Source organism: Kitasatospora sp. cg17-2 (assembly GCF_054031055.1).
Window position 1 is genome coordinate 2,067,769 of record NZ_CM132923.1, and the last position, 19,835, is coordinate 2,087,603.

The following is a 19,835-nucleotide window of genomic DNA, read 5'->3' on the forward strand; positions in this document are numbered from 1 at the left end:
GAACCACTGAGTTCGTAGTCCTGCCGTCCCGCCGCGTTCCGCGGCCGGACGAGCGCGCCCCTGGGTGCTGACCGCGGTGACGGGTTGACCTTCCCGTGCTTCTCCTCACCCCGGAGCCCTCGATGCCCCTCCCGCTGTATCTGCTCGCCCTGGCCGCCTTCGCCATGGGCACCTCGGAGTTCATGCTCGCCGGCCTCCTGCCGGACCTCGCCCCCGACCTCGACGTGACGGTCGGGACAGCAGGCGCCCTCACCTCGGCCTTCGCGGTCGGCATGGTCGTCGGTGCCCCGCTCGTGGCCGTGCTCGCCCGCCACCGGCCCGGACGTTCCGCCCTCACGGGGTTCGTCCTGGTGTTCATGGCCGCCCACGTCGTCGGTGCCGCCACGTCGAGCTTCCCGCTCCTGGTGGCGACCCGGGTGGTCGCGGCACTCGCCTACGCGGGGTTCCTCGCCGTGGCTCTGACGACCGCCACCACGCTGGTCCCGCCCGACCGGAAGGGACGCGCGCTCGCCGTCCTGCTGTCGGGAACCACGGTGGCCACGGTCGCCGGTGTCCCCGGCGGGGCGGTGCTCGGCACCTTGTTCGGCTGGCGGGCCGCGTTCTGGGCCGTCGCCGCCGTCTGCCTGCCCGCGGCCGTCGGCATCGCCACCGGGATCCCGGCGCGACGGGGGCGGAAGGCCGCCGCCGACGGCCCGGGCCTGCGGTCGGAACTCGCGCAGCTCAAACGGCCGCGGCTGCTCCTGGTCATGCTGCTCGGCGCCGTGGTGAACGCGGCGACCTTCGCCGGCTTCACCTTCCTCGCCCCCGTCGTGACCGGCACCGCCGGGCTGGGCGAGCTGTGGATCCCGGTCGTGCTGGCGCTCTTCGGCGCCGGCTCCTTCGCCGGGGTGACCGTCGCCGGCCGGTGGTCCGACCGGCGCCCCGGTCCGGTCGTCGCGGTCGTCGGTCCGCTGCTGCTCGTCGGCTGGCCGGCCCTGGCCGTGCTGGCCGACAGGCCGACCGCGCTGCTCGCCCTCGTGTTCGTCCAGGGCGCGCTGTCGTTCGCGCTCGGGAGCACGCTGATCACGCGGGTGCTCTACGAGGCGACGGCAGCGCCCACCCTGGCCGGCTCCTGCGCGACCGCCGCGCTGAACACGGGCGCCGTCGTCGGCCCCCTCGTCGCCGCGACGACCCTCGGCACAGCGGCCGGGGACCTCGGACCGTTCTGGGCGAGCGGACTCCTGGTCCTGGTCGCGCTGCTGGTCGCGTTCCCCCTGCGCGCTGTGATCGCGACCGACCGGAGCAGCGAGGTGCTCCGGTGACACCCGCCGACGCCCCGTCGGGCGTCACCCCGCCGCCGGAGACCGCCCTCCCGTCCCACGCCTCCGCGCGGGCGCCACCGACGTCGTGGTCGGCCACACCCTGAGGTTGTCCGACAACCCCTAGCGGCCGCTCCCCCAACCCTCCCGGGCCTCGCCACCCGCCACCGGCGCCGCCCGCTCGGCCTCCACCGGCCGGGCCTGCAGCGGCCTGGCCTCCAGCGCCCGGCCCTGCACCGCCCGGGCCGTCGGCGCGGGCCACACCGCCGGGGCGACCCGGCCCGTCGCCAACCGGCCCGCCTCCGCCGGGACGGCGTTCAGCAGACCCCGCTGCCCGGCCTCCGCGGCCCGCACCCCCGGCACCGGCCGCGCGGCCGGTGCCGGGGACACCGCGGGCATCGCGGGAACACCGGGCATCGCGGGAACGCCGGGCACCGCCCCGCCGACCGTGCCGGGCCCCGTGCCGGAGCTGGTCCGCAGACCGCCGCGGACCGCCGGGCCCACCGCCTCGGCGGCGGCCGGGGCCGCGCCCGGACGCTCCGCCACCGTCGCGGACAGCCGCAGCACGAAGTTCCGCTCGGTCGGGTCGCCGTTCGGCCAGTCGCAGTCCTTGCTGCGCACGATCCGGCTGCGCAGGCCGCCGGAGGTCTGCCACGGGTACGGCAGCACCCGGACGTTGGGCCGCCAGCCCGCGCCCGGCACGCAGTGCTGCAGCTCCAGCTCCCACTCCTCGGCCTGCACGTCCAGCGAGGCCCCGGGCCTCCCCTCCAGCACGAACGTGCCGTACGGGGTGCGCACCACCGCGCGCTGCTCGTAGTAGGCGTCCTTGTCGAGGACGGTGATCCGCAGCGGCCCGTTCATTCGCAGCATGGTGGCCCTTCCCGGCGGTCGAAGCTCTCGGAACCGCGACGGCCCCGCACTCTGATCGACGGGTCGTCCGGACGCCCGGGTTCATCTCCCGCCGGCAGGTGAACCCCGGATGGACATCCGTCCGTTGAACTCGTGGGACGGGTCGTCAGGGAGTCCGCCCGGAGCCCCGCGGCCGGTCCTGAGACCCCGTTCGGGGGTTCCCCTTGGGGCATCCCGGCGGGCCCGATCGCGCACACCTCCCGAACCGCCGGGCACGCGCTCCGCCCGGACGGTCCGCGCCGCTGGGACCCCGCTCCCGGGCCACAGGTCCCGGGCCTCGGCTCCCGGTCGCCGCCGCCGGACCCTCCCGCACCACCGCCCGCACCCGCCGCCGCCGCACCCGGCCCGCCCGGCGGCCCCTTCGTCAGCACGCGGACGACAGTGCCTCACCGGCGGCGCGACAGCGGCCCCGGAGCCTCGCCGGGCGGACACACCGTCCGCTTCCGGCCGGGGGACGCCCCCGCGCGCCCCCGCGGGGACCACGAACGGGCTGCCGTCAACCCCCCGGTCGGACAGATACCCACCATTCCCGAAATCGCACACCGAACGTCACAAGACGAACCTCCAGCGTGGCTAGACTGCGCCCCGCACAGGGATGGAAACCCTCGTCCACCCGCTCTCACCAGGGAGGATCCGTGTTCGTTCGGCTGCTGGGCCCGGTGGAACTGCGGACCGCCGACGGCCGGTCCGTCGAACCCGCCGCCGCCAAGCGGCGCGCCACGCTGGCCCTGCTGGCGCTCGAACTCGGCCGTACCGTCCCGGTCGGACGCTTCTTCGAACTGCTCTGGGGGGACGCGCCCGCCGGCCGGGCCCGGGCCGCACTGCAGGGCCACATCGCCGCGCTGCGCAAGCTGATCGCCGGTTCGGGCCTGGTCCTCTCCACCCGGCCGCCCGGCTACCGGCTGGACGGCCCGGCGGACGCGGTGGACTCGCTGCTGTTCGAACGGCTGGTCGCCGACGCCGCCGCCCGGACCGCCCCGGACGGCGACGAGGCGGCCGCCGGGCTGCTGCGCCGGGCGCTCTCCCTGTGGCAGGGGCCCTCCGCGCTCGCCGACCTGCCCGAGACCGACCTGCGGGACGCGCTCGCCGACCGGCTGCGGAAGGACCGGACCCTCGCGCTGGAGGCCTGGGCCGACCGCCTGCTCCGGCTCGGGCTGGGCGCGGACGCCGTGCCCGAGCTGGACCGCGCCGCGGAGGCCGATCCGTGGAACGAGGCGCTGGCCGCGCGGCTGGTGCTCTGTCTGCAGCAGTCCGGGCGCTCCTGGGACGCCCTGAACGCCTATCACCGCACCCGCCGCCGGCTCGCCGCCGACCTCGGCGTCGGTCCGGGCAGCGCGCTGCGGTCGGCGGTGTCGGGGGTGCTCTCCGACGACCCGGCCCGGCGCCCGGCAGCGGCGACGACGGCGATCACGGCGGGCGCGGGAACGGGCACGACCCCGGGGCCGGTCCGCCTCATCGGCCGTCCCCGACCCGGCACCGTACCGGCCGCCGCCCGCCCGGCCGCCGCCCCGGTCCCGGCGACGACCGCCGCCGCCCCGGCCGTCCGGCCGCCCGCGGCGGCACCGTTCGCGAGCTGCAAGTCGTCCACCCGCCCCTCCGACGGCGCACGCGCGGCCGTCACCCGGCCCGTGTCCGCGCCCACGTCCGCGCCCGCGGTCACCACCCCCGCCGCACCGCCCGCACCCCCGACCCCGACCCCGGCCGCCACCCCCGACCAACTCCCCCGCCCGGCCGCCGGTTTCGTCGGCCGGACCCCCGAACTCGACTGGCTCTCGGACCGCTTGCGCGGCTCGGCCGGCACCGACCCGGACGCCGTCGAGGCGGCCGCCGTCGGCACACCGGGCGCCGGCACATCGGACACCGGCACGCCCGGCGCCGCCGCGCTCGGTGTCCTGGTCGGCCCGGCCGGAACCGGCAAGACCGCCACCGCCCTCCGCTGGGCCCACGACGCGGCCGCCGCCTACCCGGACGGACGGCTCTTCGCCGACCTCAACGCCTTCGGCCCGGGCCGCCCCGCCGACCCCGCCGCCGTCCTGGGCCGGTTCCTCCACGCCCTGGGCGTACCGGAGTCCGAACTGCCCGCCGACCGCCCGGCCCGCGCCGCGCTCTACCGCTCGCTCAGCCGCGGCCGCCGCCTGCTGGTGGTACTGGACGACGTCGCGGACGCCGGGGACCTCACCGACCTGCTGCCCGCCGGTCCCGGCTGCGCGACCGTGGTGACCAGCCGCAGCACCCTGGAGGACCTCGTGGTCACCGAGGGCGCCGCCCTGCTGCGCCTCGGCCCGCTGCCCGCCGAGGAGGCCGGGCGACTGCTGGAGCACCTGCTCGGCCGCCCCCGGGTGGCCGCCGAACCGGAGGCCGCCGCCCGGCTCGCCGAGCTCTGCGGCCGACTGCCGCTCGCCCTGCGGATCGTCGCCGCCCGGCTGGCCTCCCACCCCGCCTGGGCGATCGCCGACCTGCTGCCCGAACTCGACGACGAGCGGACCAGGTTGCACGCCCTGGGCACCCGGGGCAGCAGCAGCCTGCGCGCCTCGCTGGACCGGTCGCTCCGCCACCTGAGCGGTACGGCGGCCCACCTGCTGGCCCTGCTCGCCGTCCACCCCGGCCGGGAGACCGACGTCCCCGCCGCGGCCGCGCTGCTCGGCGCGGGCCCGGACGAGGCCCGGGACGCGCTGGCCGCCCTCGCCGCGCACCACCTGCTCACCGAGATCGCGCCCGGCCGCTACCTCCGCTGCGACCTGGTCCGGCTCTACGGGGCCGAACTCCTCGACGAACGGCACGCGTCCGAACACGTCACCGCCACCGCCGCGCTCGCCGACCACTACCTGGCGACGGTGGCCCACGGCGCCGCCCTGCTCCAACCCGCCCCGGGCGCCGCCGGTCCCACCGGCCCCGGCTCCACCCGCCCCGGCTCCGTCGGCCCGGGCCCCGGCGGCCCGCTACCGAGGCCCGGCGTCCGACGCGCCGACCGGCCCCATCTGCCCACCGTCCGCTCGATCCTGGACTGGTTCCAGGCCGAGGAGCCCGCCGTCCGGGGCCTGGTCGCCGCCGCCTCCGGGACCGGCGACCACGACCGCGCCTGGCGGCTCGCCTACCGCGCCGACGGGCTCTACTACAGCGTCGGGCGCCGCCAGGACCGGCTGGCCTGCCTGCGGACCGGACTCGACGCGGCCGGCCGCACCGGCGATCCGGCCGCGGTGGCCGCGATGGAGGCCGTGACGGCCCGCGCCCTGAGCGGCCGGGGCCGGACGGCGGAGGCGCACCGGCTGGCCCTCCGGGCGGTCGACCGCAGTTCCGGCACCGACGACGCCGTCCGGGTGCAGGCGCTCACCGTGCTGGCCGTGACCACGGCGGCAGGCGGCCGACCCGACGAGGCGGTCCGGCTGGGCGAGCGGGCGATCGCCCTGGCCGAGACGCACGGCCACGCCGAGCACGCCCCCTACGCGCTCAGCAACACCGCCGGCCTGTACGGGCTGGCCGGCGAACCGGCCCAGGCACTGCGCCGCGCCCGGGAGGCCAGGGCCCTGCTCGCCGAGCACCCGCTGGCCGTCTTCCACCTCTCCGCGATGGTCAACGAGGCGCACGCCCTGCAGCTGCTCGGCCGGTACGGCGAGGCCGAGGAGGCCTGGCGGCAGACGGTGGAGCGCTGCCGGTTCGCCGGCGCCGTCCATCTGCAGGCGGTGGCCGAACGCCACTTCGCCGATTTCCTGCTGGCGACCGGCCGCACCCCGGAGGCCGTCGGCACCCTGCGGGCGGCACGCGGACTGTACGGGCGGCTCGGCGACACCTCGGTGGTCGGCGAACTGGACCGGCGGCTGGCGGTGTTAGCCGGCTGAGGCGCGTCCGGACCCCGGGTCCCCCACCCCGGACCCCGGGTCCCCCACCCCGGACCCCCCGGCCGGGCCCGTCGACCCGACCGACCGCGCCGAGCCCGCCGACCGCGCCTCCCCGGCCAGTTCGGCCGTCAGCATCGTGACGCCGTCCTCCCCGAAGCGGTCGAGCAGCAGCGCCACCCACTCCACGGCCTCCGCCCGCTCCCGCTCCGTCCACGCCCCCGCCGACGGGTGCTCGTCCACCACCAGGGCCTCGGCGATCAGCCGCAGCCCCTCCGGCGCCGGCGACGGCGTACCGCCCGGCCCAGGACCGGCCCCGGCCAGCCGCCGGGCGGCCGCGACCACCACCGCCCCGGCGGCCGGGGGCACCGCCCACCCGCCGTCGGCCGGTTCCCCGCCGCCGGGCCCCTCCTCGCCGGGCCGCTCCGCCGCGAGCCACCCCGCGACCAGCTCCCGGACTCCCGCCTCACCCACCGCTTCCGCCATGGCGGCCAGCTTGCCAGCACCGCGTCCCGAGGTCATCACTGTCACGGTGACGGATACGGCCCGCACCCCGTCGCGCGTTCACCGGCACCCCGGCCCCGGCCCGGCGGGACCGCCCGACGACGCGCCGACCTGCGCGCCGACCCGCGCGCCGACCTACGCGCCGACCTCCCCGTCGATCGCCTCCCGCAGGAAGTCCGCGTGCCCGTTGTGCCGCGCGTACTCGTGGATCAGGTGCAGCATCACCAGCCGCAGCGACACGTCCTCCTGCCAGCGCGCCTGGTACCCGGTGACGTCCAGCGACTCCGCCTCCCGCTCGATCCGCCGGGCGTGCTCCACCTCCGTCTCCCAGGCCGCGAAGGCCTCGGCCCGGTCCGCCCCGTCCGCTTCGTAGGCGGCCTGGAAGTCGCCCTCCGCCGACCACACCAGCGGGACGTCCTCCCCGTCGATGACCCGCCGGAACCACGTCCGCTCGACCTCCGCCATGTGGCGCACCAGCCCGAGCAGGGTCAGGGTCGACGGCGGGCTCGACCGCAGTCGCAGCTGTTCGTCCGTCAGCCCGGCGCACTTCATCGCCAGCGTGGCCCGGTGGAAGTCCAGGAAGGCCCGCAGCGTCTCGCGCTCGCCCCCGGTCAGCGGCGGCGCGATCCGCCCGTCCCCCGCACCGCTCCCCGCGCCCGTCCCCATCCCCATGACACTCCCCGTTTCCGTCGGACCCGAACGATCGGCGCCCAGTCTCCCAGCCCGCTCCTCTTCCGCCCACCCATTTCCCACCTGCCCCTCCTGACCTGCTCCTCCCCTCCCGAAACCACTTCCTTCGGGTAGTTCCACCAGCGGCCGGTTTGGGTACGTACTGCGGCGCGCGCCCGCGGGAGCCCGGTCCACCGGCCCTTCCCCGCCCGCGCCGTCACCCCGGCCACCGCCTTCACCCGGCCGTCGCCACGACACACGAGGAGCCCGAGCGAGCCATGAACCAGGACCGCATCCCAGGACCGGTACGCCAGACCTACGGCGCCGACGACCTCTCGCAGGCCGCCTCCTTCGCGGGCGGATTCATCAACTTCGGCGACTGGAGCGGCATCCGCACCACCGACCCGACGACCGAGGACCGGGTCCGCAGTCAGGAGAACCTCTACCGCCGGGTGCTGCGCGCCTTCCCCGGACCGGCCGAGTCGCTGCGGCTGGGCGAGGTGGGCTGCGGGCGCGGGCTGGGCGCGGCGCTCGCGCTCTGCGAGTTCCGGTTCGCCGCCGTCACCGGGGTCGACATCCACCCCGACCAGATCGAACGCGCCCGCGCCGTCAACGCCAAGGCGCTGGCCACCTTCCCGGACCGGCTCGGCTACACCCTGGGCTCCGCCGACGACCTGCCCTTCGCGGGCGCCTCGCTGGACGGCCTGTACTCGGTCGAGGCGGCCCAGCACTTCCGCGAGCTGACCGGCTTCGCCCACGAGGCGGCCCGGGTGCTGCGCCCCGGCGGCCGGCTGGTGGTGACCACCTTCTTCTCCGCCGAGGGGCCCGAGGTCGCCGAGCGGCTGAGCATCCTGCTCGGCAGCTTCGCCAACGGACTGGACGTGCCCCACCCACTGGACGGCTTCACGACCGACCTCGGGGCGGCCGGCTTCGCCGAGGTCACCACCGAGTCCATCGGCCCGGACGTCTGGCCCGGCCTCGACCGCTATCTCGAAGGCACCGTCCCGCCCGGCCACTGGACCCGCAACTTCCTCCCCGCCTGGCGGGACGGCCTGTTGGACTACTACCTGCTCACCGCCACCCGCCGCTGACCGCGGCACCACGGCACTCTGTCACCCCGGCACCCAGCCCCCGAGCGATCCCCGCACGCCGCGGGGATCGCCCCGACCCGGCCCTGCCCCGGTCGGCCCGGCCCCGGTCGGCCGACGGGTCAGCCCGTGTGCACCAGCAGCGCGCTCCGGACGGCCGACTCGAGCGCGCCCTCGATCCAGGCCGGCTTGGTCGAGGTGTGGTCCCCCGCGAAGTGCAGCGGCCCCTCCGAACCGGGGATGTCGGGGAAGAGCTCGGTGTGCTGGCCCGGCAGCAGCACCGAGGCCTCCCCGTAGGCGTAGTGGTCACGCATCCACGACTGCGTCCTGCCCTTGGTGGTGGAGAAGACCTCGCAGCGGCGGCCGAAGACGGCCTGCACCCCGGCCAGCGCCCGCAGGTAGCGCTCCTCGTCGGCGTAGGCGTCCCACTTCAGCGCGTCGTCCGCCCAGCTGTAGGAGGCCAGCACCACGCCGCCCTCGCTGCCCTTCACCGGGTGGTCGGGCTGGAAGTAGACGAACCGGTTGGCGTTGTCGGTCACCGCGCCGCCGCCGCGCACCCGGGCGGCCGGCGGGTCGCCGCCGACCGGGCGGAAGGCCGCGAAGCACTCCCGCAGCTCGCCGGGGACACTCACCCCCAGCGCCTTCACCGAACCGTGGGCGCCGAGGTACCGCCCGTCGGGCACCTTGTCCTGCCGGTACTTCTCGTAGAGACCGGGCTCCACCGAGTCCAGCGCGGCCCGCCAGTCCTCCTCGGTGAACTCCCACCAGCGGCGGGAGAACTCCAGCAGCACCTTGGTCGCGGCGTCGTAGTGGAGTTCGGTGACCGCCCGCCGCTTGCCGTAGCCCAGCGGCGGGTCGAAGGTGACGTGCCGCAGCCCGGCGAAGGGGACGGTGACGATCGCCTCGTCCCCCTCGAAGACCTCGGCGACCCCTCCGCGGCCGGTCCCGCCGTCCTCGGAGACGGTGTGCACCCGGACCTTGCCGCCCTGCCGGTCGATCCGCACCGCGCGCCGGTCGAACCGCACCTTCCCCTTGACCGCCGCGTACAGGGCGTCGACGAGCTTCGCCGTGCCGCCCTCGATCTCCCAGAACCTCGTCCTCGGGTCGATCAGCGCGGCGGACAGGAAGCTGTGCACGAAGGAGAGGTGCAGCCGCGAGGTCACGTTCTGGACGGTGCCGATCAGGTCGATCGTCCTGGTGTCGAGCCGGCCCTGCTCGGTGAGGTACCGGTACATCGACCAGTGCCCGTACCGGCGCAGCACGGTGGTCCAGCCCTCCACCAGTGCCGCCCCCTCCTTGCCCCGGACGAGCGCCAGCGCTCCCTCCAGCGCCTCGGCGTAGATCGCGGCGGCGGTCCTGGCCCGGTTCGGACCGGTGACGCCGAAGGACTCGTTGACCGCCGAGGGGTCCCGCTCGTAGTCGGCCCGCCGGACGTGCAGCCCGTTGACGTGGATCCAGGTGCGGTTGGTCCGCTGCGCGGGGTTCCCCGGGTCGACGTCCACCAGCAGGAACTCCTGCTTCGGCAGCCGGTACTTGTCGAGCAGTTCCATCACCAGCGGGTGGCTCTCGGGCAGCCGCATCGCCCCGGCCTCGGCGTACAGCAGCGGGTCGGCGAAGGGCTGGGCGGCGTTCTCGTGGCCGCCCTTGCGGAAGGTCTTGATCCGGCCGCCGACGCGGTTGCCGTTGGCCTCGATCACGACCACGTCGTGCCCGGCCCGGTTGAGCAGGTCGGCGGCGAGCAGTCCGGCCGGTCCGGCGCCGACGACCAGCACCCGCTTGGTCCCCCGGGCCCGCCCCGGCGGCAGGCCGTTCCGGACGATCTCCCGATAGCCCGGGACGAGCGGTCGGTCGAGGTCGTCGTGGACGGCGATGGCCCGGGCGACCGTCGTGTACGCCTCGTCGTCGGTGCCGGGCGGCACGGCCGGCGGCGCGGCGGCGGGCGGGTCGGCCGCGGGCGGCACGGTCGGCGGGGCCGCGGGGGCGAGCGCGGCGGCCGGAACGGCGGCGGCCGAGGCGAGGCCGGCGGCGAGCACCGACACGCCGGTCGCCGTGACGACCGACCGCCGGGCCGGCCCGGACACGGCGCCGGCCGGGCCCGGGCGGGATACGTCCAAATCTTCAGTGGTCATGGCGCACCACTCTTGGCGCTTCTTGGCGCACGAACGGCCCGACGGAGCCGCTGTCACCCGGACGGGATGTATCCGCCACCCGATCGCGTCAAGCCGCGCGCCCCGCCTTGACGCCCGGACCTGCGTTGACGCTCAGGCCCGCCCCGACGCCCGGCCCCGCCCCGACGCTCAGGCCTGCCGGGTCGGCAGGGCCACCAGATGACGGAGGTTCACATGGCGCGGGCGGGTGACGGTGAAGGCGATCAGCTCGGCGATGTCCTCGGCGGTCAGCGCGGGCATCGCCTCGAACATCCCGTCCAGCTGCGCGCGCAGCACCGGGTTGTCGATGTGCCCGCCGAGCTCGGTGTCGGTGAGCCCGGGCTCGATCGCGGAGACCCGCACGTCCCGGGGGCCGAGTTCGGTGCGCAGCGCGGCGGACAGCTGGGTGAGCGCCGCCTTGGTGGCCCCGTAGACGGCGTAGTCGGGGAACAGCACGTGGGAGGCGATGGAGGAGACGTTGACCAGGTCGGCGGCGCGGCCCTCGGCGGCGGCCGCGACGAGGTCGGCGGAGAAGGCGCGGACGATCCGCAGCGCCCCGGTCAGATTGGTGTCGATCATCCGGGTCCACTCGTCGATCCGCCCGTCCGCGAGCGGGTTGGGCAGCATCACCCCGGCGTTGTTGACCACCAGGTCGACCGGGCCCCAGGTGTCGTGCACGGTCCGGACGGCGGCGTCCACCGAGGACTGGTCGGTGACGTCGGCGGTGACGGCGAGGGCCCGGCCGCCGTCGGCGGTGATCGCGGCGGCGAGGGCGTCCAGCCGCTCGGCGCGGCGGGCCAGCAGGGCGACCCGGGCCCCGCCGGCGGCGAGCAGCCGGGCGGTGGCCTCACCCATGCCGCTGGCGGCTCCGGTGACGACGGCGGTGCGGGTGGCGAGGGCGGGGGCGGCGTGGTTCATCTTCTGCTCCGGTGCGGTTCGTTGGCGGCCGACGGCCTGACGGGAACCACTCTGGTCCCACCGCCGCGCGCCACCCAGGGCCCTGTTCCACCCGGGTCCGGCGGACCATGGGTCCGGCAGACCCTGGTTGCGCCGTCGCACCTCCGCACGTCCGCACCTCTGCACCTCTGCGCGTCCGCACCTCTGCGCGTCCGCGCCTCCGCACCTCTGCGCAGCCGCACCGCTGCGGCACGAGGTGCCGGGGACCGGGGCCGGTCCCGCCGATTTCGCCGCGGCCCCGGAAGGATCCGCGGGACCGGCCCCGGTCAGTGCTTCATCAGCAGGTGACCGGCACAGTGACGGTGGCGGTCGACGGCGGCCAGCCCCACTGGGTCACGTTGAACGTGGCCTGGACGCTGGAGCCGCACGGCGCGGTGCCGGAGACGTTGCCGACCGGGATGCCGCCGCCGGGGATGAGCACGTAGGGCGAGTCGCTCCCGATCAGGGCGCCGCCGACGACACCGGCGGTCAGGTTGAAGGCGACCTTCTGCGGGTTCCACGCGACGCTGGCGGGGGTCGCGTAGCCGGAGAACACGACCTGGTCGCCGGTCACCGAGGCGCAGAGCCGCAGGTTGACGACGCCCGGGAACCCGTCGACGCAGTTCTTGGTGGGGCCGGTGGGGCCGCCGGTGGTCTGCGCGGAGGCCTGGGTGGCCCCGGTGACGGCCAGCGCGGAGAGCGCGGCGCCGGTGGCGAGGAGCGCGGCGAATCGCTTCATCTCGGTACTTCTCCTTCGGACGAACGGAGGGTGGGTTCGTTCGCGAGGCGGGCACCGCAGGTGATCGCACGTCACACGTGATCGCACGTCACATGTGCAATGTCACGCCTCACATGCGAGATGCTGCCACGCCACCACCGGGAATACCGACCGGTAGCCCGGGCTCCGAAGATCCTTACCGGAATTGACCTTCTTCTGGCGCGATTTCGCGGCCGTAGCGCAGACTCTCCGGGACGGCTCCCACCGCACCCGCCCGCACCACCACCCCGCATCCGCACCAGCGCATCGGAGAACCCCCACGGTGACCACGAGTCGACAACTGGAGATACCCTTCGCCGACGGCCGCTCCGGCAGCGGCCCCGCCACCTGGGGCCAGCGAGCCATCTGGGACGTCGTCAACCGCCTGGCCCCCGCCGACCGCCCCCGCTACAACATCGGCACCGCCACCCCGCTCGACCCCGGGCTGCCGCTCCCGGTGGTCCTGGACGCCCTCGGGCACCTGCTGCACCTGCACGACTCCCTGCACACCCGGCTGCTCCCCGAACCGGACGGCCCCGGGCTGCGCCAGACCGTCGACCCGACCGGCACCCTGCCCGCCGTGGTCCACGACCTCCCCGCCGGCACCGACCGCGCCGCGCTCACCGCCGCCGGAGCGGCGCTGCACCGGGAACTGACGGGCCGTGCCTTCGACTGCGGCACCGAGTGGCCGATCCGGGCCGGCCTGGTCGTGGCCGACGGCCTGGTCCGGCACATCTCCCTGGTGCTCTCCCACACCGCCGTCGACGGCACCGGGATGGGCCTGCTGGTCCGCGACCTCACCGCCCTCGCCCTGGGCGCCGACCCGGCCGCGGTCCGGGCCGGCCGGACCACCCAGCAGCCCCTGGAGGAGGCCGCGTTCCAGACCTCCGAGCGCGGCCTCAAGCGCGACGCCAACGCCCGCGCGCACACCCTGCGCAAGCTGCGCGCCGCCCCGGCCCGGCTGTTCCCGCCCGCCCCGGCGGCCGACCCCGCCGCCCGGTTCCCGAACGCCGTCCTCAGCTCGCCCGCCCTGCTGCGCGCGGTCGACACGGTGGCCGCCGCCCACCGGACCGGCTCCTCCGCCGTCCTGCTGGCGGCCACCGCCGCCATGACGGCCCGGCTGGCCGGCCGCCCGGACGCGGTGCTCCAGGTGGTGGTCAACAACCGCTTCCTGTCCGGCCTCACCGACGCGGTGAGCGTGGTCGCCGGTGACGCCCTGCTCCACCTCCAGGACGCCGACGGCGAGTTCGGCGCGGCCGTGCGCCGCACCCACGCCGCGTCGATCGCCGCCTACCGGCACGCCTACTACGACCGACGTCTGCTGGACGCCGAGATCGAGCGCCTCACCGCCGACCGGGTACCGCTCGCCGACCGCTCCTGCGTCTTCAACGACACCCGCGACCTGCTCCCCGGCGGCCTCACCGCCCCGGACCAGGAGGTCGCCGACGGCGGGGCCGACGGGGGCACCACCCTCGACTGGCCGGTCGACTTCGACCCGCGCCCCGGACTCACCTACGCCCTGGACGCGATGCGCACCCCGACCGCCCTGCAACTCGCCATGACGGCCGACCCCTCGGTGCTCCCCCGGCCCGCGATGGAGCGCTTCCTGCGCGGCGTCGAGGACCTCGTCCTCACCGAGGAGCGCGCACTGCGCCCCTGAGAACCCGGAGGCCCGGCCGTCCGCCCCCGTGGTGGGCGGCCGACCGGGCCCCGACGGCGCCCGCTCCGCGCCGGCGCCGGACCGTCAGCCCCGGTGCTCGTGCACCGCGTTGGTGTCCTGGATCTTCTGCCAGGACTTCGGCTGCGCCGGAGCCGCCGCCGACGCCCCCGGGGCGAGGGCCGCGACCCCGGGCGCCGCCGCGAGCGCCGAGGCGGCCGGCGCGCCGGACGAGCCCACCGCCGGCTTCCCGGCCGTGAACAGCCAGGTGTTGAACAGCGCGCCCAGCGGCTTGCCGGAGATCTTCTCCGCGTAGGCCTGGAACTGCGGGATGGTGGCGTTGCCGTACTTGCGCTCGGTCGGCCACCCCTTCAGGATCGCGAAGAACTTGTCCTCCCCGACCGTGTTGCGCAGCGCCTGGATGGCGATCGCGCCCCGGTCGTAGACCGCACCGGCGAACTGGTGGTCCGGGCCCGGGTCGCCCGGCCGCACGGACCAGAACGCGTTGTCGGCCGCGTAGTTGTTGTAGACGTAGTCGGCCAGCTCCTGCGCGGTGCCCTCGTTCTCGTGCTCCGACCAGAGCCACTGCGCGTACCGGGCGAAGCCCTCGTTGAGCCAGATGTCGCTCCAGCGCTGCACCGAGACGCTGTCGCCGTACCACTGGTGGGCCAGCTCGTGCGCCACCACCGAGGTGTTGGCGCCGCGCGCGAACTGCGCGGGGCTGTAGAAGACCTGGCCCTGGGTCTCCAGCGCGTAGCCGGTCGGCACATTGGGCACGTAGCCGCCCACGGTGTCGAACGGGTAGGGGCCGAACACCGTGCTCAGCCAGTCGGTCAGCTCGCCGGTCCGCTCGACGCTGGCCTGCGCCGCGCCGAGGTTGACGCCGAGGTCCGGGCTGTAGGCGGTGATGACCGGCAGCCCGCCGTCGGTGGTGTCCTTGCGGATGTCGAACTTCCCGATCGCCAGCGTGGCCAGGTAGGTGGCCTGCGGCTTGGTCTGCCGGTAGTTGTAGCGGGTCCAGCCGGGCCGGGAGCTGGTGGTCTGGGTGCCGTTGCTGACCACCTGGGTGCCCTCCGGCACCAGCACCGAGACGTCGAAGGTGGCCTTGTCGGTCGGGTGGTCGTTGGCCGGGAACCACCAGGCGGCGCCCTCGGGCTCGTTGGCGGCCACCCCGCCGTCGGGGGTGCGCAGCCAGGCGGAGTACCCGCCGCGCTCGACCTCGCCCGGCTTGTCGGCGTAGCGGACGACCACGGTGAGCGGGCTGCCCTTGGCGACGGTGCGGGACGGGGTGATCACCAGCTCCTGCTCGCCGCTGGTGGTGAACTTGGCGGCCCGGCCGTTGACCAGCACCTCCTTCACGCTGAGCACGAAGTCGAGGTTGAAGCGGGTGAGGTCCTGGGTGGCGGTGGCCAGGACGGTGGTGGTGCCCTCCAGCTCGTCGGTGGCGGGCTGGTATTTGAGCCGGATGTCGTAGTGCGAGACGTCGTAGCCGCCGTTGCCGGCGTTCGGGTAGTAGGGATCGCCGATGCCCGCCGCGCCCGGGCCGGCCTGGGCGGCGGAGGCGGGGACGGACAGGAGCAGGGCGAGCGCGCCGGCAGCGGCAGAGACGATCAGCCTCTTGCGCACAGGGGTCCTCCACAGGGGTCACTGGGACAACTGGTCGGATCGATCCTTGTCCCAACGAACCCGGTCCTACGCCTGAATGATGAAATGTTCATGAGAAGAAACAGGCCGAAATGGCCGGGCGGCCCAGTCGTGACCCGGCGTCATGCCCCCGCGGCCGCAGGCCGGCTGCCGCCCCGTCAGGCGCCCAGCGCCACCGGCGCCCGGACCAGCGAGCCGTACTCGGTCCACGACCCGTCGTAGTTCTTGACGTGCTCGAAGCCGAGCAGCTCGGTCAGCGCGAACCAGGTGTGCGCCGAGCGCTCCCCGATCCGGCAGTAGGCGATCACCTCCTGCTCCGGCCCGACGCCCCGCCCGCCGTACAGCTCCCGCAGCTCCTCCGCCGACCGGAACGTCCCGTCCTCCCTGGTCGCCTGCGACCAGGGGATGTTGACGGCGCCCGGGATGTGCCCGGGCACCTGGGCCTGCTCCTGCGGCAGGTGCGCCGGGGCCAGCGCCTCGCCCCGGTACTCGGCCGGCGAGCGGACGTCCACCAGCACCGCGTCCGAACCGGGCTTGGCGAAGACCTCCGCCTTCGCCAGGACCTCGTCCCGCATCGCCCGCACCTCCGGGTGCTCGGGCCCGGTCAGCCGGTACGGGCTGTGCTGGTGGTCCATCACCTCCGCGGTCAGCTCCCGCCCCTCCAGCTCCCACTTCTTCCGCCCGCCGTCCAGCAGCCGCACCGGACCGAAGCCGCGCAGCCGCAGCAGCCAGAAGGCGTAGGCGGCGAACCAGTTGTTGTTGCCGCCGTACAGCACCACGGTGGTGTCCTGCTCGACCCCGGCCGCGCGCAGCAGGTGCTCGACGCCCGCGCGGTCCACGTAGTCGCGCCCGACCGGGCTGTGCAGATCGGTGGCCCAGTTCCAGCCGACCGCGCCGGGCACGTGGCCGCGTTCGTAGGCGCCGTTGTCCTCGTCCACCTCGACCACGCGGAGCGTGCCGTCGTCGAGGTGCCGGGCCAGCCACTCGGTGCCGACCAGTGCCTCGGGGTGTGCGTAGCCGTTGCCGGTCATCGACGCCCTCCTTCGCTCGGGCCTCAGGGCCTGTCCCCGCCGGGCCGCTCCCGGCCGGGGCGGGCGCTACGCCGCGACGGCCAGCCGCGCCACGTAGTACTGGTTGAGCGGATCGCCGTCGATCCGCGACACGTCCACCGAGCCGAACCCGGCCTCGGCGAGCATCCGGCGCGCGGTCTGCTCGCCCCAGACGGTGCCCAGCCCGGCGCCGCCCTCGCCGAGCGAGACCGTCATGCAGTAGAAGGTCGAGAAGGTGTACAGCGCCGGGGCGAGCGGGTGGTCGATGTTGTCCTCCAGCAGGCTGCTGGCGGCGATGTCGCCCATCAGGAAGACGCCCTCGGGCCGCAGCACCCCGGCGACGGCCCGCAGGGTGCGGTCGGGGCGGGCCAGGTCGTGGACCACGTCGAAGGCGGTCACCAGGTCGTACCCGCCGGTCAGGTCGGCCGAGTCGGCGAGTTCGAAGCGGGCGTTGTCCAGTCCGTGCGCGGCGGCCTCGGCCTTGGCCGCGCCGATGCCCTGCTCGGAGATGTCCGTCCCGGTGAACCGGCTGGCCGGGAAGGCCCTGGCCAGGACGTTGACGGCGTGGCCCTGCCCGGTGCCGATGTCCACCACGTCGATCCCGGCCCGCAGCCGCTCGGCGAGGCCGGGCACCAGCGGCACCACGGCGTCCACCAGCGACAGGTCGTAGCCGGCCGCGCTCTCCTCGGCCTGGAGCTCCTGGAAGCGCGGGTAGGCCGAGTACGGCAGTCCGCCGCCGGTGCGGAAGGCTTCGACGATCCCGTCCTCGACCTCGCCGAACAGGGCGAGGTACTGCATCATCCCGGCCAGGTTCTCCGGCCCGGCCGCCCGGGTCAGCGAGGCGGCGTGCTCCGGCGGCAGCCGGTAGGTGCGCTGCTTCGGCTCGTACTCGACGAAGCCGCCGACCACCATCGCGCCCAGCCACTCCCGGACGTAGCGCGCGTCCAGTCCGGCCGCGGCGGCCACGTCCTCGACGGTCGACGGCGGCAGGCCGGCCATGGTGTCGAAGAGCCCGGTCCGGTGGCCGAGACTGGCCATGAATCCCAGGCAGGCGTCGTTGAGCACCTGCAGTACGCGACCCGCGAACTCCTCCTGCTCCGCCGGGTCCGGTTCCCGTTCGGACATCGTTCCTCCTGCGCCGTGTCGGGACTGCGCGAACCCCTCCCCCGGCCACGCTACGCCGTTCGTGCGCGATCCCCCATCCCCGGCGGCCGGCGGCGGCCACCGGCGACCGCTACCGGGCCGGCCAGGGCACCTCGTGCCGCCGCTCGTAGGCGTAGCCGGCGGCCTCCCAGCGGGCGCCCTCCTCGGCGAGGCGGCCCTTGAACCGCCCCCAGTCGTGGCTGTCCCGGGGCGACCAGCCCAGCTCGGCGAGCGCGGGCAGCCGGGGCAGCAGCATCAGGTCGAGCTCGCCGGGGGTGTCCAGGGTCTCGGTCCACAGCGGGGCCTCGACGCCGACGACCGAGCCCGCCCGCAGCGGCAGCAGGGTGTCCGGGTCCCAGTCGTACGCGGTCCTGACCTCGACGGTGCCGGCCCAGACCAGGCCGAGCGGATAGGTCGACTCGTACTTCATGTCCAGGTAGCTGCGGCCGGACGGCGACATGATCACCTCGGCGCCGCGTTCGGCGGCCTCCCGCAGTTCGGTGTCGCGCCCGGCCCGGCCGTCCCAGAACTGCAGCAGCCCGATCCCGCCCGGCGCGGCCTGGTTCCAGCCGACCGGGGTCTTCCCGGCCGCGCGCACCTGCTCGCCGACCCGCCGGACGAACTCCGCGTACTCGGCCGGGGCTATCCCCTTCACCTCGTCGCCACCGAGGTGGAGGTACGGCCCCGGGGTGAGCCGGGCCAGCTCCGTGACCACGTCCCGGGTGAAGGAGAACACCGCGTCACCGGTCGGGCAGAGCGTGGAGAAGCCGACCTCGATCCCGGTGTACGGCCAGGGGCGGGCGCTGCCCGTGCAGTCCAGCTCGGGGTAGGCGGCCAGGGCCGCGTTGCTGTGGCCCGGCAGGTCGATCTCCGGGACGACGGTCAGGTAGCGCTCCTGCGCGTAGCGGACGATCTCCTGGTAGTCGGCCGCGGTGTAGAACCCGCCGGGGGTGCCGCCGACCTCGCTGGTCGCGCCCACCGCCGTCAGCGCGGGCCGGGCCGGGACCTCGATCCGCCAGCCCTGGTCGTCGGTCAGGTGCAGATGCAGGCGGTTGAGCTTGTACAGCGCGAGGCGGTCGACGAAGCCCTTGACCTCGGCCGGGGTGAAGAAGTGCCGGGCGACGTCGAGCATCGCGCCCCGGTAGGCGTAGCGCGGGCGGTCCTCGACGGTCACCGGGGCGAGCGTCCACTCGGTGCCGTCGGCCACCGGGGTCGGGCTCTCGACCTGCGGCGGCAGCAGCTGCCGGAGCGTCTGGGTGCCCCGGAACAGGCCCTCGGGGCTGCGGGCGGTGATCCGCACCCCGTCGGCGTCGGCGGTCAGCCGGTAGCCCTCGGTGCCGGTGGCCCCGGGGAGCGCGGGGTCGAGTGCCAGGGCGATGCCGTCGCCCGCGCTGGGCTCCACCACCGGGAGGGGCAGTCCGGTGGGGCGGCGCAGCGCCTCGGCGAGCCGCTCGGCGATCCCCCGCACCTCCCCGGCCTGCCGTTCCACCGCCTCCGCCGCCGGGGCGGTCCGGATCACGGTGCGGTCGGTGAGCCGGTAGCCGGGGCCGCTGCCGGGGGTGACGGAGAGCGGCACCGGGACGATCCGGTCGGCGGTGCGCGGTCCGGCGGGGACGGGCCGGGCGGCGGTGGCGTCGTGGGACGACCCGAGCACGCGCTGGAGGCCGAGGCCGACGGCGGTCAGGGCGAGGACGCAGAGGACGGTCAGAAGTACGCGGGTCCGGGCGGACAGCCCGGCGATTCCTCTCGGCACGGACGCTCCCGGTGTCGTTTCACCGGAATGGTCTCAACCAATCGCCGAACTGTCCCGCATTTCGCCGAAGTCGGCGGCCTCAGGAGAACAGCACCGAGCGGAAGTGCAGCCGCCGACCGGCCGAGGCGCCCGGGTCCAGCACCCGGTAGACGTCCCCGACGCAGCCGAAGTCCAGGAAGGCGACGGCGCTCCCGTTGGTGCGGTTGACGGGTGCGTAGGCGGCGTCCTGGTCGGTGGCTCCCTTGACGTCGACGCACTCCTCGGCCTTGGGGTCGACCAGTTCGCCGCGGTGTTCGGAGCCGTCGGCCCGGTAGGTGTAGCGGAACACGCCGTCGGCGGCGTTGGCGGAGACCGGGACGGCGAGGACGAGGCCGATCGCGCTCGTGGCGGCGAGCAGGGTGTTGCGGAGACGCATGACGGGGGACCTTTCGGGCGGTACTCGACGGCA

General features: G+C 75.4%; 15 protein-coding genes. 4 read left to right on the forward strand and 11 right to left on the reverse strand.

All coding sequences use genetic code 11. From position 1 onward, the window contains the following. Positions 1 to 122 precede the first annotated feature (122 nt). Positions 123 to 1,301: a Cmx/CmrA family chloramphenicol efflux MFS transporter gene (locus tag ACW14Y_RS08000; RefSeq protein ID WP_456986353.1), complete on the forward strand. Its 1,179-nt coding sequence runs from the start codon at positions 123 to 125 to the stop codon at positions 1,299 to 1,301. Positions 1,302 to 1,421: 120 nt separating this feature from the next. Here ACW14Y_RS08000 and ACW14Y_RS08005 read toward each other — a convergent pair whose 3' ends face one another. Next, a complete protein-coding gene (locus ACW14Y_RS08005; RefSeq protein WP_380438675.1) occupies positions 1,422 to 2,168 on the reverse strand; it encodes a hypothetical protein in 747 nt (248 codons plus the stop codon). Positions 2,169 to 2,842: 674 nt separating this feature from the next. On the opposite strand from ACW14Y_RS08005, the gene ACW14Y_RS08010 reads away from it, so the two are divergent. Then, the gene (locus tag ACW14Y_RS08010) at positions 2,843 to 6,043 is read left to right on the forward strand and encodes a BTAD domain-containing putative transcriptional regulator (protein WP_456986354.1); all 3,201 of its coding nucleotides are present in this window, start codon (positions 2,843 to 2,845) and stop codon (positions 6,041 to 6,043) included. On the opposite strand, the gene ACW14Y_RS08015 is transcribed toward ACW14Y_RS08010, so the two are convergent. Both ACW14Y_RS08015 and ACW14Y_RS08020 read right to left on the reverse strand, forming a co-directional pair. Next, a complete protein-coding gene (locus ACW14Y_RS08015) occupies positions 6,032 to 6,562 on the reverse strand; it encodes a hypothetical protein (protein WP_456986355.1) in 531 nt (176 codons plus the stop codon). The genes ACW14Y_RS08010 and ACW14Y_RS08015 overlap by 12 nt on opposite strands. Before the next feature lie 117 nt (positions 6,563 to 6,679). Beyond that, positions 6,680 to 7,216, reverse strand: a complete 537-nt coding sequence (locus tag ACW14Y_RS08020) for a DinB family protein (RefSeq protein ID WP_380312490.1) — start codon at positions 7,214 to 7,216, stop codon at positions 6,680 to 6,682. A gap of 275 nt (positions 7,217 to 7,491) precedes the next feature. Between ACW14Y_RS08020 and ACW14Y_RS08025 the strand changes: the two genes are divergently transcribed. Beyond that, complete coding sequence (locus ACW14Y_RS08025; protein WP_380392722.1) at positions 7,492 to 8,304, forward strand: class I SAM-dependent methyltransferase; 813 nt, start codon at positions 7,492 to 7,494, stop codon at positions 8,302 to 8,304. Between the two features lie 119 nt (positions 8,305 to 8,423). On the opposite strand, the gene ACW14Y_RS08030 is transcribed toward ACW14Y_RS08025, so the two are convergent. The 3 genes from ACW14Y_RS08030 to ACW14Y_RS08040 form a co-directional block, all read right to left on the reverse strand. Beyond that, positions 8,424 to 10,430, reverse strand: coding sequence for a flavin monoamine oxidase family protein (locus ACW14Y_RS08030; RefSeq protein WP_380392725.1), 2,007 nt, complete (start codon positions 10,428 to 10,430; stop codon positions 8,424 to 8,426). Positions 10,431 to 10,598: 168 nt separating this feature from the next. Further along, positions 10,599 to 11,366, reverse strand: coding sequence for an SDR family oxidoreductase (locus ACW14Y_RS08035; RefSeq protein ID WP_380392728.1), 768 nt, complete (start codon positions 11,364 to 11,366; stop codon positions 10,599 to 10,601). 316 nt (positions 11,367 to 11,682) lie between these two features. Then, positions 11,683 to 12,123 carry a hypothetical protein gene (locus ACW14Y_RS08040; RefSeq protein WP_380310189.1) on the reverse strand — a complete coding sequence of 147 codons (441 nt, stop codon included), beginning with the start codon at positions 12,121 to 12,123 and terminating at the stop codon, positions 11,683 to 11,685. Positions 12,124 to 12,424: 301 nt separating this feature from the next. On the opposite strand from ACW14Y_RS08040, the gene ACW14Y_RS08045 reads away from it, so the two are divergent. Beyond that, positions 12,425 to 13,801 (forward strand): condensation domain-containing protein, encoded by a 1,377-nt coding sequence (locus ACW14Y_RS08045; protein ID WP_456986356.1) that lies wholly within the window; start codon positions 12,425 to 12,427, stop codon positions 13,799 to 13,801. 84 nt (positions 13,802 to 13,885) lie between these two features. Here the strand turns inward: ACW14Y_RS08045 and ACW14Y_RS08050 are convergent, their stop codons facing one another. The 5 genes from ACW14Y_RS08050 to ACW14Y_RS08070 all read right to left on the reverse strand — a co-directional run bounded on the left by ACW14Y_RS08050 (position 13,886) and on the right by ACW14Y_RS08070 (position 19,802). Then, the gene (locus ACW14Y_RS08050) at positions 13,886 to 15,424 is read right to left on the reverse strand and encodes a M1 family metallopeptidase (protein WP_380310185.1); all 1,539 of its coding nucleotides are present in this window, start codon (positions 15,422 to 15,424) and stop codon (positions 13,886 to 13,888) included. Between the two features lie 176 nt (positions 15,425 to 15,600). Further along, complete coding sequence (locus ACW14Y_RS08055) at positions 15,601 to 16,473, reverse strand: sulfurtransferase (RefSeq protein WP_456986357.1); 873 nt, start codon at positions 16,471 to 16,473, stop codon at positions 15,601 to 15,603. Positions 16,474 to 16,539: 66 nt separating this feature from the next. After that, positions 16,540 to 17,616 carry a class I SAM-dependent methyltransferase gene (locus ACW14Y_RS08060; RefSeq protein WP_380438665.1) on the reverse strand — a complete coding sequence of 359 codons (1,077 nt, stop codon included), beginning with the start codon at positions 17,614 to 17,616 and terminating at the stop codon, positions 16,540 to 16,542. A 109-nt stretch (positions 17,617 to 17,725) separates the two neighbouring features. Continuing rightward, on the reverse strand, positions 17,726 to 19,387 hold the full coding sequence (locus tag ACW14Y_RS08065) for a beta-N-acetylhexosaminidase (RefSeq protein WP_456986358.1): 1,662 nt from the start codon (positions 19,385 to 19,387) through the stop codon (positions 17,726 to 17,728). Positions 19,388 to 19,466: 79 nt separating this feature from the next. Beyond that, positions 19,467 to 19,802, reverse strand: coding sequence for a hypothetical protein (locus ACW14Y_RS08070; protein WP_380310179.1), 336 nt, complete (start codon positions 19,800 to 19,802; stop codon positions 19,467 to 19,469). Positions 19,803 to 19,835 lie beyond the last annotated feature (33 nt).

Coding starts and splice junctions, on each gene's coding strand:
- ACW14Y_RS08055 (WP_456986357.1), bottom strand. CDS start 16,473: ATGACCGGCAACGGCTACGCACACCCCGAGGCACTGGTCGGCACCGAG.
- ACW14Y_RS08020 (WP_380312490.1), bottom strand. CDS start 7,216: ATGGGGATGGGGACGGGCGCGGGGAGCGGTGCGGGGGACGGGCGGATC.
- ACW14Y_RS08000 (WP_456986353.1), top strand. CDS start 123: ATGCCCCTCCCGCTGTATCTGCTCGCCCTGGCCGCCTTCGCCATGGGC.
- ACW14Y_RS08060 (WP_380438665.1), bottom strand. CDS start 17,616: ATGTCCGAACGGGAACCGGACCCGGCGGAGCAGGAGGAGTTCGCGGGT.
- ACW14Y_RS08035 (WP_380392728.1), bottom strand. CDS start 11,366: ATGAACCACGCCGCCCCCGCCCTCGCCACCCGCACCGCCGTCGTCACC.
- ACW14Y_RS08030 (WP_380392725.1), bottom strand. CDS start 10,430: ATGACCACTGAAGATTTGGACGTATCCCGCCCGGGCCCGGCCGGCGCC.
- ACW14Y_RS08070 (WP_380310179.1), bottom strand. CDS start 19,802: ATGCGTCTCCGCAACACCCTGCTCGCCGCCACGAGCGCGATCGGCCTC.
- ACW14Y_RS08025 (WP_380392722.1), top strand. CDS start 7,492: ATGAACCAGGACCGCATCCCAGGACCGGTACGCCAGACCTACGGCGCC.
- ACW14Y_RS08015 (WP_456986355.1), bottom strand. CDS start 6,562: ATGACCTCGGGACGCGGTGCTGGCAAGCTGGCCGCCATGGCGGAAGCG.
- ACW14Y_RS08005 (WP_380438675.1), bottom strand. CDS start 2,168: ATGCTGCGAATGAACGGGCCGCTGCGGATCACCGTCCTCGACAAGGAC.
- ACW14Y_RS08040 (WP_380310189.1), bottom strand. CDS start 12,123: ATGAAGCGATTCGCCGCGCTCCTCGCCACCGGCGCCGCGCTCTCCGCG.